The sequence below is a fragment of the Coleofasciculus sp. FACHB-712 genome, assembly GCF_014695635.1.
GTDB lineage: Bacteria > Cyanobacteriota > Cyanobacteriia > Cyanobacteriales > FACHB-T130 > FACHB-T130.
In genome coordinates, this window is the sequence record NZ_JACJOQ010000610.1 from 1 (window position 1) to 16,124 (window position 16,124).

At 43.9% G+C, this 16,124-nt stretch carries 13 protein-coding genes and 1 pseudogene; 10 read left to right on the top strand and 4 right to left on the bottom strand.

Annotation, left to right across the window (positions count from 1 at the left end; all coding sequences use genetic code 11):
* Nucleotides 1-30: 30 nt before the first annotated feature.
* The 7 genes from H6F50_RS22350 (at nt 31) to H6F50_RS22380 (ending at nt 8,572) form a co-directional block, all read left to right on the top strand.
* Nucleotides 31-1,356, top strand: a complete 1,326-nt coding sequence (locus H6F50_RS22350) for a D-alanyl-D-alanine carboxypeptidase (RefSeq protein WP_190415647.1) — start codon at nt 31-33, stop codon at nt 1,354-1,356.
* Nucleotides 1,357-1,509: 153 nt separating this feature from the next.
* On the top strand, nt 1,510-1,668 hold the full coding sequence (locus tag H6F50_RS22355; RefSeq protein WP_190430396.1) for a hypothetical protein: 159 nt from the start codon (nt 1,510-1,512) through the stop codon (nt 1,666-1,668).
* 334 nt (nt 1,669-2,002) lie between these two features.
* Nucleotides 2,003-2,908 (top strand): PEP-CTERM sorting domain-containing protein, encoded by a 906-nt coding sequence (locus H6F50_RS22360; RefSeq protein ID WP_190430397.1) that lies wholly within the window; start codon nt 2,003-2,005, stop codon nt 2,906-2,908.
* A gap of 421 nt (nt 2,909-3,329) precedes the next feature.
* On the top strand, nt 3,330-4,568 hold the full coding sequence (gene pgsB / locus H6F50_RS22365; protein WP_190430398.1) for a poly-gamma-glutamate synthase PgsB: 1,239 nt from the start codon (nt 3,330-3,332) through the stop codon (nt 4,566-4,568).
* Between the two features lie 7 nt (nt 4,569-4,575).
* Complete coding sequence (locus tag H6F50_RS22370) at nt 4,576-5,580, top strand: poly-gamma-glutamate biosynthesis protein PgsC/CapC (protein WP_190430399.1); 1,005 nt, start codon at nt 4,576-4,578, stop codon at nt 5,578-5,580.
* A 94-nt stretch (nt 5,581-5,674) separates the two neighbouring features.
* Nucleotides 5,675-6,718 (top strand): hypothetical protein, encoded by a 1,044-nt coding sequence (locus H6F50_RS22375; RefSeq protein WP_190430400.1) that lies wholly within the window; start codon nt 5,675-5,677, stop codon nt 6,716-6,718.
* 54 nt (nt 6,719-6,772) lie between these two features.
* Complete coding sequence (locus tag H6F50_RS22380) at nt 6,773-8,572, top strand: HlyD family efflux transporter periplasmic adaptor subunit (protein ID WP_190430401.1); 1,800 nt, start codon at nt 6,773-6,775, stop codon at nt 8,570-8,572.
* 89 nt (nt 8,573-8,661) lie between these two features.
* Here H6F50_RS22380 and lptC read toward each other — a convergent pair whose 3' ends face one another.
* The 3 genes from lptC to metG all read right to left on the bottom strand — a co-directional run bounded on the left by lptC (nt 8,662) and on the right by metG (nt 12,240).
* Nucleotides 8,662-9,834: an LPS export ABC transporter periplasmic protein LptC gene (gene lptC, locus H6F50_RS22385; RefSeq protein ID WP_190430402.1), complete on the bottom strand. Its 1,173-nt coding sequence runs from the start codon at nt 9,832-9,834 to the stop codon at nt 8,662-8,664.
* 38 nt (nt 9,835-9,872) lie between these two features.
* On the bottom strand, nt 9,873-10,481 hold the full coding sequence (locus H6F50_RS22390; RefSeq protein ID WP_190415651.1) for an NYN domain-containing protein: 609 nt from the start codon (nt 10,479-10,481) through the stop codon (nt 9,873-9,875).
* Between the two features lie 166 nt (nt 10,482-10,647).
* Entirely contained in the window at nt 10,648-12,240 is a 1,593-nt protein-coding gene (metG, locus tag H6F50_RS22395) for a methionine--tRNA ligase (protein WP_190430403.1), read from the bottom strand.
* A 409-nt stretch (nt 12,241-12,649) separates the two neighbouring features.
* On the opposite strand from metG, the gene H6F50_RS22400 reads away from it, so the two are divergent.
* A complete protein-coding gene (locus H6F50_RS22400) occupies nt 12,650-13,372 on the top strand; it encodes a lysophospholipid acyltransferase family protein (protein ID WP_190430404.1) in 723 nt (240 codons plus the stop codon).
* Nucleotides 13,373-13,600: 228 nt separating this feature from the next.
* Nucleotides 13,601-14,416: an alpha/beta hydrolase gene (locus H6F50_RS22405; protein WP_190430405.1), complete on the top strand. Its 816-nt coding sequence runs from the start codon at nt 13,601-13,603 to the stop codon at nt 14,414-14,416.
* 193 nt (nt 14,417-14,609) lie between these two features.
* Here the strand turns inward: H6F50_RS22405 and H6F50_RS22410 are convergent.
* Nucleotides 14,610-15,447: pseudogene (locus tag H6F50_RS22410) on the bottom strand (IS5 family transposase).
* A 319-nt stretch (nt 15,448-15,766) separates the two neighbouring features.
* Between H6F50_RS22410 and H6F50_RS22415 the strand changes: the two are divergent.
* Nucleotides 15,767-16,003 (top strand): hypothetical protein, encoded by a 237-nt coding sequence (locus tag H6F50_RS22415; protein ID WP_190430406.1) that lies wholly within the window; start codon nt 15,767-15,769, stop codon nt 16,001-16,003.
* Nucleotides 16,004-16,124: the final 121 nt, after the last annotated feature.

A 16,124-nucleotide genomic window follows, 5' to 3' on the forward strand; every position in this document is an offset into this window, starting at 1 on the left:
CTTTGTTTAGTGAATAAAGGAAAGTGAGGAATGTTGCAATTATTTGGCTCTGGATTGGTAGCGCTGTGGATGAATATGGCTGGGGTAAAAACAACAGAGATAGATACTACCCAACTGGCTGCGTGGCGGGGAGTTCCTTTGTTTTCCCTCTCGATGGCGACCGATCCGGTAGCTGAAAACACCATGCGGCAATATTTGAAGGGCTGGAGCGCTAAAGGCATGGGGGAGGCGGCTCAAGGGGTGTGGATTCAGTCGGGTTCGATGCCCTTGGCAACTCATCAGGGAAATATTCCCTTACCGGCAGCTTCTTTGACCAAGATTGCGACTTCTGCTGCTGCGCTGGAGACTTGGGGTCCAGGCCATCAGTTTGAAACCTCAATTGGCACAACCGGACCTGTGAGAAATGGAGTTTTGCAGGGAGATTTGGTGATTAATGGCAGTGGCGATCCCTTTTTTGTGTGGGAAGAAGCGATCGCTCTGGGGAATGCCTTAAATAAACGGGGCATCCGCCGCATCAACGGCAATTTGGTGATTGTGGGCGATTTTTACATGAATTACCAATCCCACCCTTATATGGCGGGTCAGATGCTCAAACAAGCATTTAACCCCACCTCGTGGCCCAGAGATGCCCAATATCTATACAACTTAATGCCCCCAGGAACGCCAAAACCACAAATTGCGATCGCGGGTTCGGTCAAAGTTTCGTCAATTGCAATTCCCAAGCAAATTTTGTTGTTGCGTCATCGCTCAATGTCCTTAGCACAAATCCTCAAGGAAATGAACATTTACAGCAACAACGACATGGCGGAGATGCTGGCAAAATCTCTTGGGGGGGCACCTGCCGTCGCTCAGTTGGGGGCTACGTCTGCCGGTGTCCCCCAACAGGAAGTTCAGCTGGTAAATGGCTCTGGTTTGGGGGTGGAAAATCGCATCTCGCCCCGCGCTGTTTGCGGAATGCTGACGGCGATTGAAAGTTATTTACAACCCCATCAGCTAACGGTAGCCGACCTCTTCCCGATATCGGGACGCGATCGCCGGGGAACGATGGTATCCCGCCACATCCCTTCAGGCACGATTATCAAAACTGGTACGCTGCGCGATGTCAGTGCCCTGGCTGGGGTAATGCCAACACGCGATCGCGGTCTGGTTTGCTTTGCGATCATCAACCGGGGTGGTGATGTCGATGGTTTTAGAAAACAGCAAGACCAAATACTTCAAAAACTGGTGCAACGATGGGGCGTTCCCCCCACTCTACCAGCAGCGATTCTTCCTAGCACTGGGCGAGCTGATATTGCTGGATTTCTCGGTGACGCCAGTCGCAATGAAATTCTCTCAGATTTTCAAGCGCGACGATAGCAGGCGTTGCAGACCTCTACAAGATTTCAACATTTCATGGCACCAGATGCGTTCCTGCCTGGTGTCTCTGGCGTCACTGTCTGAAAAACCCTTGAGTCGGTTGAGTGCCACTGTCTTACTGAGCAGGGAAAGGCGAAATCATAGTGCGGTTGCTTGCAATTCGCCAGTACCCTGCGGATGATGACATCGCTACATAATTCAGTCGCTTTGCTGTTAGCCTTGCAAGGGGCACTCAACTACATTATTTGGCAAACGCTAAGCATATCAAGGGTTACGGGGATGGCTACGATTGCGATCGCTCCCCAGAAATGAATTTACCATGTCAATAATCCTTAGCTTAACAATCTTCCTTAAGACAGAGCCTCCTATTTTTTTTAATATTTCTTTACCCTCCTAAGAGTGATGATCTCTAATTCTTCCTTCAACTAAAATCAACCTGAAAGTCTAGCAAACTGTAAGGATAGAGATTAAAAGTTCACTCAGATAACTATCGGCGATTAAATCGAAAATTCGCTGTTTTTGTGAGTATATTTTTTTGTTCTTCCACTCTTTTTAACTTGACGGAAGCAACTACGCCTTATCGCTCCTGTTAAGCTTCCCCTTTTTGTAAGTGTTAAAAGTCACCTTTTTTGAGGAATCTATAATAATGTTTCGGATGAAAAATTTGTTGATGGTTGCTGCTCCAGTAGTAGCTATTACTTTGATTGAACTTGTTTCCACTCTTCCTGCTGCCGCAGTTTCTTTCATCAGATCCTTCTCGACTTCAGGCATTGTAACCAATGGTCCAGAAGGTATCGCTTTTGACCCGTTTAGTGGAAATCTGTTCTTATCAAATGGTGACGGGAAAGGGCAGAATACGATTTACGAATTCACCACATCTGGTGCCTTAATAAATTCCTTCAAGATTTCTCTGGACGACGTTCGAGGCGTGGATGTTCTCCCCAACGGCAACTTACTACTAAGCAATTCGATACCCGCAAACGAGGGTGGTGGTTTATTTGAATATACAAAGACAGGGTTGCCAGTTAAGAGCGGTGTTAATCTGATAGTTGATCCGCCAAGTAGTGACGCAGATAGTACGGTCTTCCATGAAAGTACCGGCACCATTTTTGTAGTTGACGATGTTGACGAGAAAATATACGAATTTGCTTTAGACGGTAAATTGCTCAACACTATTAATACCCTGGCAATTAACCCCGCCTTTAAAGAGCCGGAAGGAATTACCTTCGATCCGTCAACTGGCAATCTCTTGATAGCAGGTGATAATCAGGGTTCTAGAAGCCTATATGAGTTGACCTTAGCCGGGGAACTCGTCGATGTTATCAACGTGGAAGAGGTGACAGGCTTGACCGACCCCGAAGGTATCACTTTAGATCCAGCTACACGAACTTTATATGTCGCGTTTGATAGTGATGAGGCTGTGGGTGTCTTTAGTCTAGATGATGCTCCTGCATCCGTCCCAGAACCTACTACTGGCTTAGGGGTCTTGGCGTTTGGTGCTTTTGGGGCTGGTTTGCTACTGAAGCGCAAGCAGAAACAAACCACTATTTGATGTTTAAGTATCGCAGTGAATTGCATTTCTTTACCAGCAATTCATAGGGGTTAATGCCATTCATCTTCCCTATTTCTTTAGCAACAAAGTGAGCGAGCGCAAACGCTTAACCTGCTGCTTATTAGCAGGGCGTTGACGATTCCCCACAAGGTCTTATCCGTCCACGAATTTAGCGGTTTACTTCCCAAGTTCAGTCCTCTTGCTGTTGACAACAGTAGTTCTTGCAGCTTATACCTAACCGCAAAAAAGAGCGATTAGAAATTCAGCAATTTTACAAACCAATTGCAGTTGGGGTGCGTACTTAAAGTTAGGAGTTGAAACTGATTTTTACCCAATACAAAAATCTCAGTTCAGACCCTTACTGGTAGAACTGTTGGTTTGTTTGAAGTTAGCACCACGAATTTCTAACAGAGGAACGAGGATGAGTATTTTTTTGTTGTCTTTGACCAGCCTATACCTTTATATATCTTGGGCTTTAATCTCCTATGTAAGTTTTAAAAAAAAGCGGGAGGAGATTGAATGGCGAGTCCATATTAACGGAATTAGAGGCAAGTCAACTGTTACAAGATATACAGCCGCAGTATTTAGAGAAGCCGGGTATCATACTTTTGGTAAAACCACAGGCAGTGCTGCGAGAATTCTCAGACCCGATGGGGAAGACTTTGACTTTAAACGTAAGGGTTACGCTAACGTCAACGAGCAAGTCAAAATCTTAAAAGGTTTTTGTCGTCAGAAAGCGCAAGCCGCCGTAATGGAGTGTATGGCGGTCAATCCTGTGTATGCCAAGTGGCTGGAAGAGAAAGTAATGCGATCGCACATTGGCATTGTTACCAACGTGCGCTACGACCATCCTGATTACATGGGCGAAACCTTAGAAGAAATCGCCGAGTCTTTGTCTAAAACCATCCCGCAAGATGCCATTTTTATTACCTCAGAATCCGAACCGAGGTTACTCAATATTCTGTGGAAGAATGCCAAAAAGAAAAATTCTTTGATGCTCATTGCCGATAAGCATAGTGTGAAGCCAGAAGATATGGAAGGATTCTCACACTTTGCCCATGAAGAAAACGTGGCGATTGGCTACGAGATTGCTAAAATTCTCAAACTACCGAGAGATAGAGCGCTCAAAGCAATGAAAGCTGCTGTAGCAGATCCAGGTGCTTTTAATATCGAGTACATAAAGTTTGATAATTGTACTGTTGCTTGGGCAAATCTTTTTGCGGTTAATGACCGGGAAAGTTTTATCGAGGTTTGTCTAAAACTGTTTAAACAACTTCCCAGTTATAAAAAAGTAGTTTTACTGAATAACCGCCCCGATCGCCCAACCAGAGTCGAATTATTCGCTGGCATGGCACGAGATTTAGAGTTCGAGAGAGTTGTGACGTTTGGAGCCTACGAATCAGCAGTCAATCAAGTATTTTCGCTCGATCCAGCCAGGGTAATCAATTTAGGCCACTCCACCAAATTCAAAAGTGCTTCAGCTACGGAACTCCTCAATCAAATTGTTAGTGGGATTGATGGAGGCAAGGTTCTTTTAATAGGAGCTGTGAATATTCATACAGATCAAGCAGAAAAGCTCCTACATTTCTTTGAAGAGCAATTGAAGGCTGAAAACTCATTAAAAGAAGAACCGCATCAACTGACTACGACTAAAGTCTAAAAAGCAAATGTTTGAAACATTCAATACTCCTGAGATCGGGAGATTAGCCCTAGTCATTGGAGCTTTTGCATCTGTCACCTATAAAAATATATCTGGAGTAAATCCCGGTGGTGTAATTGTTCCAGGCTTTATTATTATCTTATTTTTGATATCTCCCATCTGGTGTATTAGTACCTTAATCTTGTCATTTCTTGTCTACTTTATTTACAAGCGTTTTCTGGATAAAACGAGTTACAAACGCAGGACACCCATGTACATCCTGTCAACTCTTTCTCTAGCGATCGCTAACTTGGTAGCGCTTGTTTATATTCAATTAGGACTGCTAGTTCCCTCTCTTGATAATCTGTCTGGTACTTTACTTCCAGCAGTGATTGCTTACACTTTTACTAAGCAAAAAATGGGGAAAGTAGTAAAAGGAATAGCTTTAGCCACTTTAGCGACTGTTTTTTCTTTAGCAATCGTTTATAGTATCGGTTCTTATTTATTTCAGATAAATTTTGATACTCTGAGACCGTTGTATGCAGGTAAAGAAACACTGGAATTAAAATTTCCCCTGCTTCAGTTTTATATTGCTCTAGGCGTGGGGTATCTGTTCTATCGCTATAAAGACGTTCGCTCAGGCGGTTACATGGTTGCTCCCGTCGCTGCTGTACTCCTCATCGATCCTTTAAGCGCACCAATCTTTGTGCTTGGTTGTTTTGTTGTCTACTTGGCAACCCAATTTATCTGCGAAGTGACTCTGACTATCGGTTTGAAGCGCTATGCTCTAGCTTTGTTTTTAAGTACTATGTTTGTTTGGTCAGTAGAAATTATATTTCTAAAGTTAGACTCTACTATTTTACCTTTTAAGGGCAGCAATATTTTTGTCATCATTGCTATTATGTCTTATGTAAATGACGGTATCTTGTATGCTAAAAAGAAGGTTTTTATTTATATGTTCTTAACGATAGCGGCGGCAATAGTTTCATACTTACTCACTAATGGCTTGGCTACCATTTTGTTCTCAAAATGAAATCCAGTCATCAAAGTTTTAAAATAAACCTTAACCTATAATTTTTATTATTTGCAAGACCAGAAAAGAGTAAAACTTATTTTAAGCAAAATTCATGAAACTCTTAACAAGAAGAAAAGCATTTAGCGTTTTCGGTGATAAAATACCTCAGATTTTAGTAGGCATGGCTTCAGTATCCTTATTATCTTATCTATCTAAAAAAACATTCAGTTTTGAAAGACAAGTTTCAGGACAAGGACTGGAGATATTAAATGAGTCAGGTGATTTTTTAAATGAAGTGAGCCGACTTAAAAAGTTGGCATTACAAAAAAAATCAAATCTTTACCAACCTCCCACAGACAATGATTTAAAAGATTTTAACCTTCTGGCAAACGCCTTAATATTTCTAGATATTAAAGGTGCGGTCAAGAAAGCCAATGCTCTTAATTATGAATTGGTAAGGTTTATTGACACTCCCAGCAAGCAAATTCTTTATGGTTTGAGAGAGAAGCGCGTGCGCGATCGCCCACTGCGAGGCTGGGGATCTTACTTTATTAATACTTCTTCTCGTGCTAATGCTCTAGTAGAGGTTCCCCATATTATTTTTGATAGATTCTCCGAAGAAATTGGAGCCAAAGCTTTCCTGATGTCAGCAGCTCGTGGTTTTTTAATAGCTGGGGCACATCGGAATGCAAACGGTACTGGAACAGCAGATGTTTGTAATTCTATAAGCTCTATTTTCCAAGAAGTTCATAAAGCTTGGATTTTATCTAGAAATAAAACTTGGCAGATTCATGGCTTTAGTATTTCAACCAAATCAAATTTTCCAGACAATACTCAGTCTGTTTTGTCTGATGGTCAAGGTAGGATATCCAGCGAGGTTTTGGATTTAGGCCTGCGGATGAAAAAGCGTGGTTTTCAATCTCATGTTTATAACGAACTCTCAGCATCTGCTCCCTTGAATCGGCGGCTAAATCAGGGTGTAGCGGGCAAAACCTTTTCACACCTAGGAGGCACCCATAATGTGCAAGGTATTTATTGTCATAGCGTGGGGGCAGCCTTTACTCACATAGAGCTAGACAAGAGTGTCCGATACAAGGCTACCAATCGAGATGTAATAGCCGGAGTCATTGCCGACTCTATTCAAGAAGTAAGCTAACAGCATCCCTGCATCAAAAGCAAAGTTGTGTCAAAAATATTTTGAGGTTTTTTAATGGACAGAAAACAGGAATCTAATAACCAACATTCTGATTTTCGAGTTACTGCACCGGCTACAGTAACGATTGATGAGTCTAAATACAAAGTTAATAATTGGAGTATTGAAGGATTTCAGATTAGCAAGTTTAACCAAAAAGCCAAAGTAGGAGACTGTTTACCTATCCATTTTTCTTTGAGTTTTAAAGAAGGAATCAATATCTCAACTGACACTTTAATTGAAATAAAAAGTTTTTCCGAGCGAAACAGTAAATTAGAAGCCCGCTTTCTCAATTTAACAAAACTTGAAAAAGAGCTACTTCAGCAGGCGATTGATAATTTACTGACAGGGGAAATAACACCTATAGAATCTCCTACTAAAGGAAGTGATATTCCGGGTGAGATTGCAAATGGAAGCTCTCAGTCTGGGTCAGGCGATCGCAAAATTTTTAAGCAGTTTAGCCTCAAATTTGTTCTCTATTCTTTGCTTTACTTGGCTATTGGCGGAACCCTTGGGTTTTTTACACTAAGAGCATTGTATGGCTCTGTAACTCAAATGCAGATAAAATCGGCGGTTTTAACCAAGCCAATAGAACCGATTATTTCCACAAGCTGGGGTACTCTGAGTCAGCTTTACGTAGAGGAAGGAATGAAAGTCGAAGCGGGTCAACCATTATTGCAGCTTAATGATGAAGAAATGGCTCGCTCTATCTCTGAAAATGAAGCTCACAATGTGGATGCACTCGCTCGAAATGAAATTGAAAATATTGATAGTCTTACTGAGAAAATTGAATTAAGTCGGATAGAGTTAGCGGAAGCTAAAGTTGGATTGCAAAAAGCAGAGTCTCTGAGACAACAAGAGATTGAAAAACTCAAGCCTTATCAAGCGATAGCTCAAAATAAGCTTGCTTCAGCCCGTGCTAGGGTTGAGGCACTGACTGTGCAGTACCAAGCGGAAAAAAACAACAGAGATAGGTTTTCGGATCTCCTCCAAGCAGGCGCTGTGAGTAAGCAAACCTTCGATTCAGTAAGTTCTAAATTTGCAGATGTAGATGCTGACCTTAGAGAAGCGAAGGCAGAATTACAAATTGCTGAAACGGCAGTGAATTCGGTTCAAAATGGAAATTTCTACAATGGTGATAACTTAGTTGGCGATCTTCCTCGTCTGACAGCAGATGTTAAAGATGCCCGCGATCGCGTACAGCTAGCTGCACGAAAAGTCAGCACTTTAGAGCAAGCACTCCAAAAGCAAAAACAGGATTTACAAGCACTCCAAAAACAAAAGCAGAATTTACAAGTTTTAGCCACATCAAAGACGAAATTAACTACTTCAGTACAACCCTTAGACAAAACAAAACAACAGAGTCTATCATCTGTTGTTTATCGCGCTCCATTTTCCGGCTCTGTCCTAAAAGTTGTTAAGTCTCTAGGGAATACAGTCCAGCGTAGTGAGACTTTAATGTTGTTGCAGCCTGAGCTTGCTGAACCCACAGTTGAGGCTTATTTAACACAGGATCAAGCCGCACAATTATCGATGAGTAGCCAAGTAACAGCCCTCATACCTGAATTAAATAAAAGTTATCCAGCACGAGTCGTCAAAATTGATAGGAGTGGTGGGTTGCTGGATGAGGTTAGAGGACAGTATCAGTTGCAGGGTTCACCAGACCAATCAGCCTACGTTAAGCTCGTTCTTTCAGGGGTAAATCAAGAAACAACGAGTCAACTAATGACAGGTATGCCTGTTGTAATCAATATCAAAAAAAACCTCAACCCTCAAGAGCGTTTAAGGTTTTTAAGTCACAATAGACCTAACAATTAAATACATCAAGGTCTCGTTTTCTCGCGTTTTCGTTTCTAGACTGAGCCTGGGAAAGAGGACAAGTTGGATGCTGACCGCTGACCAGACAATTAAGGAATAATTTCCGTCACCACCCTGCCGCCACTGCTGCCACTAGCGCCACCGCCACCAGTGACAACAACCGTTTGACCTTGAAACTTGCCGACTGCTCTAGAACCCGTCAGGTGCAGCGGCGGGTCAACTTGTTGATGATAAATTACATTGCCTTGAGCATCGAATTCTTCAGTCGGAATATTCCAAGTCACCTGATTGGCGTAAAGTTGGGATTTATTCCGACTGCCAACGCCTTGGACGCCACCAACCAGACGAGCCACTTTTCCCTTCAGATCTACCTGACCCCGGTTCCCCGTCAGCGTCACTTGCTGCTGCTGATGCACCACTTTCACGGGTTGGTCTGACGTAACCATTTGTGTGTCTAAGTTCCAGGTGACAGAATTTCCAGCGATTTGCACCGGCGGCTCTAAAGAAGTCATCTGAACATTCTTTGTCAGCGTTGCCATCTTCGTTTTCAGGTTTACCTGACCGGAGTCTCCCAGTGCTTGCTCTGTCACGCGATTGCCCGTGTAGCGGTCAATCTGGATGCGGCGATCGCCAACTACCATCTGCTGGGGAATTTGCCACACTAAATGTTCGGTTCTCATTTGTACCGCTGGGTCTTTTGATGTTGCGACAATTTGACCCAATAATTCCATATGCTGCGACCGGCTAAAATATCGTCCTTCCTTCGCTGTTGCCACCATCTTTTGATGGGTGCCGACGAGATTTTGACGCACGATCACAACGTCTTCCTTTGGTCGCCACTCTAATTCATTCCCTTTTAAAACTGCCCCATTCCGAGGGTCTGTGGCAACAATCTGACCCTTCAGAAAGATTTTTTTACCATCCTCTTGAACTTCGCCACTATCTGCGGTGATTTGCATAATCATTTTTCCATCTTGGAACAAATCCCCGCTAGGATTTTGGATGCGAGCAGCTTTCTTATCTTTGGTGTAAACTGCCTGCTTTGCCTTCACTTTCCACAAAGCTCGTCCCTGCTCATCTGCCTGATCCAGGGTCACATTTTGGAATACTAAACTCCCCTCGAAATCCGTCACGGAGGCAGTATCTTTCTGCAATTTTTTTTCCGTGCGTTTTTCAGTATTACAAGCACTAACTAAAAAAGTGAATAGTAAAAAATAAATAGGCAAAAGAAATAATTTTTTGCGAGAAGCTACTTTTTTCATTTCTTTTGCCTATTTATGTCTTTATTTCTTAGGTTGCGTTATCTATCTTCTTGGTCATCCATAAAGCCAATGCCCGACAACGGACGATAAGTATAATTTTGTCTGGGCGTCTTTTGGATATCTTCTTTGATGCTATCCAAGTCAATGTATCGATCTGATACATTGATTAAACTATCGCTAGTCATGGAGCGCAAACTGACCACTTCCACGCGGACACCCCGATAGCTAACGGCATCGACAGCGTAAGCTAAATCCCCATCCCCGCTGACGAGAACAGCGGTATCGTAAGACCCCACTAAAGCCATCATATCGACAGCAATTTCCACATCCAAGTTGGCTTTTTTCGAGCCATCCGGCAGCTGTACCAAGTCTTTGGCAATGACTCGGTATCCATTGCGCCGCATCCACAACAGGAAACCCTGTTGTTTTTCATTCGTGCGATCGACGCCGGTGTAAAAGAAAGAGCGTAACAAACGAGATCCAGCGGTTAAGCGGCACAGCAACTTGGTGTAATCAATTTCTATACCGAGCTGTAGTGCTGCATAAAATAGATTTGATCCATCGATAAAAATGGCTACACGACCGCGATTTTCTAAAACCTGTTCTGGCGTGAATACAGAGTCGTTACTGCTGAAATTATTCAACATGATTGTTATGCCTCGATTTTTTTATGAAAAAAGCAATTAGCGATTTTGATGAACTTTTAGCTTTTGAGAGAGCGGTCTGTACCAGAGTTTTTACTTTTGTATGTATCAGCACCCGATGGTCAATCCGCCAACAGCCAACAGCTATTAGCTACTAAGACGAAACTCTTCAGGGGAGTTCCAGCCTTGGAAAAACAGGTCTGGCTTCACCTAAAGCTTGTCTTGCAGTTAGTGTTCCCCAAGTGGCATGAGCGGAAAACGCAGCCGAAACATCTATTAACGTTTTGTTATTAAAGTCAATTGAAAAACCTAGCTGTTGGTAAATGTCACTACTGATGGTAGGAATAATCGGTGATAGCAGATAAGCTGCTAGTCTAACAGATTCTAGAACCGCATACAGGACTTGTTCGACGGCCTGTTGTTGCCCTTGCTTATATAAAGTCCAGGGAGCTTGCTCGTCAATAAATTTGTTGCTGGCTCGAATTAGAGTGAAAATATCTGCGATCGCATCACTAAACGCCAGAGATTCATAAGCTTGAGCAACGCGATCGCCTAAACTAAGGCCAATTGCTTTAATTGTGTTATCTGCGGGGATGTTTTCAGCTGAGCAGTCAGGCACGATGCCATTGCAATATTTCTTTGCCATGTTCATCGTCCGATTGAGTAAATTGCCCAGATCGTTTGCTAAGTCAGCATTGAGGATATTGATAAACCGAGTTTCGTTGAAATCTCCGTCTTGCCCAAATTCAATCTCCTTGAGAAAATAGTAACGAATAGCCTCAGCTCCGTAACGTTCGACTAAAGCGATGGGATCGATCGTATTACCAACCGTTTTACTGATCTTTCGCCCGTCTTTTGTCAGGAAGCCATGTCCAAATATTCGAGCGGGTAGCGGCAGATCCGCTGACATTAACATGGCAGGCCAATAGACCGCGTGAAACCGCAGAATGTCTTTACCAATCAGGTGCATATTAATCGGCCACCACTTGGATAAAGCATTCTCTAGCGTCGGTTCGCTATCTGGTTCGAGCAACGCCGTGACATAGCCCAGCAAGGCATCAAACCAGACATAGATGGTGTGGCTGGGATCGACGGGTATAGGGAAGCCCCAGTCTAAATTCACTCGCGAAATGGAGAAATCTTGAAGCCCCTGACTGACAAAGCTCAAAACTTCATTGCGGCGAATTTCTGGCTGGATAAAATCTGGTTGCTGGCGATATAAGTCTTCCAGCTGGCTTTGGTACTTAGAGAGGCGAAAAAAGTAGTTTTGTTCATCCCGCCACTCAACTTCTTTGTTGGGGTGGAGGGGGCAGTGGTGTCCTTCTAGAAGGTCGCGTTCCTCTTTGAATTCCTCGCAGGAGACGCAATACCAGCCCTTTTGTTGCCCCAAATAAATGTCGTTTTTTTCCCAGACGCGCAGGAAAAACTCTTTAACAATGGCTTGATGGCGAGAGTTCGTCGTGCGGATAAACCGATCGTACTGGATATTGAGTTTTTGCCAAAGGACATCGAATCCAGCCGCAATTTCATCCGAGTGAGCTTGCGGTGAAAGCCCTTTGGTTTCTGCTGTGCGCTGAATTTTCTGCCCATGCTCATCCGTGCCGGTAATCAACAGCACAGACTTTCCCCGGAGCCGTTCAAACCGAGCCACCACATCCGCCGCCATTGTTGTATAAGCGCTGCCAATGTGGGGTACGTCGTTCACATAATACAGTGGTGTAGTAATTGCAAATGAATTTTTACTTGTATGATTAGCACTCATAAATATAAAAAACAACCCCTTTCTTGCTTTTGATCATATACTTCGGGCTGCAATTTTGTATCTTTTCGTTATCTTGTCTTGAGAGTTCCACTTAGCTCCGGGAAATATAAGTATAAAATGTTACTTTTCCTTGACAAAATTAAAATCGTAAAAAATCTTTACCAGCGATTTCTACCCTGAGAGATTCGTATAGGTGAGGAAGTTACGTTAATAATTGTATTAAGAAAAATTAAGTTATGGGGCGATCGATCGCATCTGCTCAACGAATAAAGTCCAGGCTTGGTAAAAAGTGGAGAATGAACTCAAGAGTCAAGATTCAGTCTACCTCTAGACTCTAGCCATTTATAATCAAGGCGATTGCCTGTTGACTGTAGCGATCGCGCTTCCTGCAAGAAAGCCTATAGAAAGCATGTCTTCAGATAACCCATTACAGATTTCTCGCTTGCTGATGAAGGCAATGGGAACGCAGATGTATATATACCATCAGGATCGCGTTCCTCAAGAAGGTGGCGTTTTAGTGGTGAGCAATCATCGCAGCGTCATGGATGCGCCAATCCTGATGGCAGCTTTAAATCGTCCGATTCGCTTTGCCTGTCATCACTACATGGGACAAGTGCCCGTGATGCGGGAGATTGTCAATCAACTGGGTTGTTTCCCTTTGGAGACGCCAGAACACCGCCAGCAAGATTTCTTTAACAAGGCAATCAGCCTGTTGCAGTCCCAGCAGGTGGTTGGGATATTTCCAGAAGGTGCCCAACCAATGGTAAGCCTAACCCAGCCGAATGAAATGAAAACCTTTCATCGGGGATTTGCTCATTTAGCTTTGCGAGCGCCGGTGCAAAATTTGGCAATTTTACCCGTGGCGATCGCATCCCAGGAAGAAACCAATAACTCGGCAATCCCTCTGCGATTATTAAGTTTATTTGACCCTTCCGAACCCCTATTTAAACAGGCAGGCTGGCATCCGATGGTCGTTTACCGTCGATCTAGCATCCTAATTGGGCGTCCCTGTTGGATTACGTCTCAAGTGCGGGAACAATATCAAGGAAAACAAGCCAAAACTGCTGTTGCCAGTCTTATCAATTACTGTCAGGAAGAAATTGCTGGTTTACTTCGTCAAGTTTGGTATTAGTTCGCAAGGATGGGAGTCTGCCATAGAATAAGAATTAATACCTACGTCTACAGGTAGATGGCTTAAGGGTAGGCAAATGGGCAAAGTCCGCTCTCAGTATCCGTCGCCTTCAAGAATTTAGACTTGCCTAGTTTTTCACCGAAGTGTCTTGAGTCCTCGAATCGTTCGCATCCGCCCCAAAGAAAGCAATAAATTTTTGACCTGTTGTTTTTAAATGGACATTACGAAATGCCAGACGTAAAAAGCCATCCTTGTTTTCTCACCCCCAGGCTGTTTAATCCAGACTGCCCGCTGTTCGTGTTCCTCCCAGGCATGGATGGCACGGGTCAATTGTTGCGAGCGCAGACCGAGGGGTTAGAAGCAGCCTTTGATATCCGTTGTTTGGTCATCCCAGCCGATGACTTAACCAGCTGGGAGGATCTAACCGATCAAGTGGTAGCGCTGATTGAAGCAGAAGTAGAAAAACAACCTAATCGGTCAGTTTATCTGTGCGGCGAGTCATTTGGGGGCTGTTTGGCGATGAAAGTAGCGCTGCGATCGCCTGAACTATTTGACCGAATTATTTTGATCAACCCCGCTTCTTCCTTTAATCAGCGACCTCTGCTAGCTTGGGGATCGCTGGTGAGCGGCTGGATACCGGAAGTCCTCTACCGAGTGGGATCGGTGTGGTTATTGCCGTTTTTAGCTCATTTAGAACGGGTTGCACCGCGCGATCGCCGCGCCCTTCTAGACGCTATCCACTCCGTACCCCCAAAAACTGTCCTTTGGCGACTGTCCCTCATCAGAGATTTTGATGTTGATGCTTCTCAATTACGTCGCATCACCCAACCTACCCTGGTGATTGCCGGAGGTACAGACCGACTACTGCCCTCTGTAAGTGAAGCTCAGCGCTTAGCTTCTTGCCTACCCGACGCGGAAATGGTCATACTGCCGAAGAGCGGTCATGCTTGTCTTTTAGAAGCTGATGTCAACCTCTACGCAATTATGAAAGCTGAAAATTTTTTAGAAAGTCGGGATAAAGTTTCCCTATTGGCGGTTTCTTAGCGAGCCGTCATTCAGCAGGAGATATGAATTGAATAAAAGCTTGTCATTTTGTACGCTGGGAACCGACCTCGTGTCTATTTGTTCTGCACATTAAGAGCCTGCTGTTTGAAGTCCAAAACTGAATACTCAAACGGGTGTGATGGGTAGAGCGGCAGGAAAACTTATCCTAAAAACAATAGACCTCTTGCGTGAATCAGGCACCTTGGGAGCGAAGCAGTTCAATGTTGACGATCGCTGCAATTAGGTTGAACCGTAATCCAAATCGTTTCCGACGATTGCGATAACGCACGCGCCAAAATCCGAAAGATTTTTAAGCGTCGATTTATATGCTCTGCCACTACTCGCAATCGTGCTAAGTTCCGATTGTGCCGACGTTCACTCTTGTCTAATTGACGTTTACGTGGCTTTTTAACAGGAATACAACTACTTGTATGCAATGCATGCAATTCCCTGATACCCCTTATCTGCTAAGCACAATTGCTCCGGTAGCAAGGGAATTGGATGGTGCTTGAATAACTTAAAATCATGTACTTTCCCTTTGCCAAAGGCAGTGCAAATAATCTGCCCGTTGGCTTGGTTAACCACCACTTGTGCTTTCAGTGTATGCCGCTTTTTCTTGCCACTGTAATAGGCTCGCTGTTTTTTTTAGGACGCTCGATTGAACTTTCCGTTACATCTACCACCACCACCTCCCAGGTATAAGCATTCTGGTAAAGTTGCTTCTTGCCTGGTAAGCGAAACTGCCCAGACTCCATCAACAACCGTTCAACTTTTTGAATCAATCGACAGACCGCAGACTGGCTCAAACCCCAACTACTGCCAATATGAAATTGGCTGCGATATTCTCGCCCCTTTTCCAGCACAACCAGGAGCTGGTCCTCCACGCTCAGCTTAGCCTGCCCTCCTCGCTTGCCTCGGCGGTCTAGATGAGGTCGCTTCCCTTCGACCATCTGCTCAAAGGTTTCGGGGTGGACTCCGCAGCGCCGTTTGAAGGCGTTTGCCTTCAGGTCTTTGAGTTGTTCGTAGGTCATGCTGGCTATCCTCCTTGACCTACTTTTACCCACCCTCTCACGATTTACGCAAGATGTCTAATTAACGGGACTTAAACGAAAATAGAGAAGCAATAAAGGTATAATCTGCGTAGGGCAAAGATTTCACGTTTAGAATTTTTGGATGAAAGAGACAACTCCAGCCGCTATGCCGCCATGCTTTGATAGATGGTGTAAACGCTTTGATGATCTCTGGACGCATCAAGCACAAAAACGAGAGTTTAGGAACTATGTAGGCGGATTATTAGGGGGGGAGCATGTCACCTTTGCGGGATGAGGAAAAATCGTTCAGGATGAAGGCATGGAATTGTTGCAACTACTTCCCATGATGACTCCCGAACAAGAACAAGCCCTCAAAATCCACCTGAAAGCGATTGCTCAAATTTTGTATGATCAAAGCGATCTAGAAGCCATGAAAACGCTAGAAGGGATTGAGTTGAGGGTGCGGCAGCAAATCCAGGCACATGTGAGTCCCGAATTAGGGAGTTTTTTATCCAAACGGTTACAGGAACCCAAGCCGGCAAGCGAAGAACACTAAAAAGTACCGGTAGTCCTGCATAGTAATGCTAATCAAGCTTTTCATTCTATAAGTAAACTGGCGTTATATTCATGAATAAAATACCAAATAGCTCCTATATGATTAGAGAGTTTTTTAGAAA

Bases quoted from the DNA above. Each gene is read 5' to 3' on its own strand.
- H6F50_RS22350 (WP_190415647.1), top strand. From the start codon at position 31: ATGTTGCAATTATTTGGCTCTGGATTGGTAGCGCTGTGGATGAATATG.
- H6F50_RS22360 (WP_190430397.1), top strand. From the start codon at position 2,003: ATGTTTCGGATGAAAAATTTGTTGATGGTTGCTGCTCCAGTAGTAGCT.
- pgsB (WP_190430398.1), top strand. From the start codon at position 3,330: ATGAGTATTTTTTTGTTGTCTTTGACCAGCCTATACCTTTATATATCT.
- H6F50_RS22370 (WP_190430399.1), top strand. From the start codon at position 4,576: ATGTTTGAAACATTCAATACTCCTGAGATCGGGAGATTAGCCCTAGTC.
- H6F50_RS22375 (WP_190430400.1), top strand. From the start codon at position 5,675: ATGAAACTCTTAACAAGAAGAAAAGCATTTAGCGTTTTCGGTGATAAA.
- H6F50_RS22380 (WP_190430401.1), top strand. From the start codon at position 6,773: ATGGACAGAAAACAGGAATCTAATAACCAACATTCTGATTTTCGAGTT.
- lptC (WP_190430402.1), bottom strand. From the start codon at position 9,834: ATGAAAAAAGTAGCTTCTCGCAAAAAATTATTTCTTTTGCCTATTTAT.
- H6F50_RS22390 (WP_190415651.1), bottom strand. From the start codon at position 10,481: ATGTTGAATAATTTCAGCAGTAACGACTCTGTATTCACGCCAGAACAG.
- metG (WP_190430403.1), bottom strand. From the start codon at position 12,240: ATGAGTGCTAATCATACAAGTAAAAATTCATTTGCAATTACTACACCA.
- H6F50_RS22400 (WP_190430404.1), top strand. From the start codon at position 12,650: ATGTCTTCAGATAACCCATTACAGATTTCTCGCTTGCTGATGAAGGCA.
- H6F50_RS22405 (WP_190430405.1), top strand. From the start codon at position 13,601: ATGCCAGACGTAAAAAGCCATCCTTGTTTTCTCACCCCCAGGCTGTTT.
- H6F50_RS22415 (WP_190430406.1), top strand. From the start codon at position 15,767: ATGGAATTGTTGCAACTACTTCCCATGATGACTCCCGAACAAGAACAA.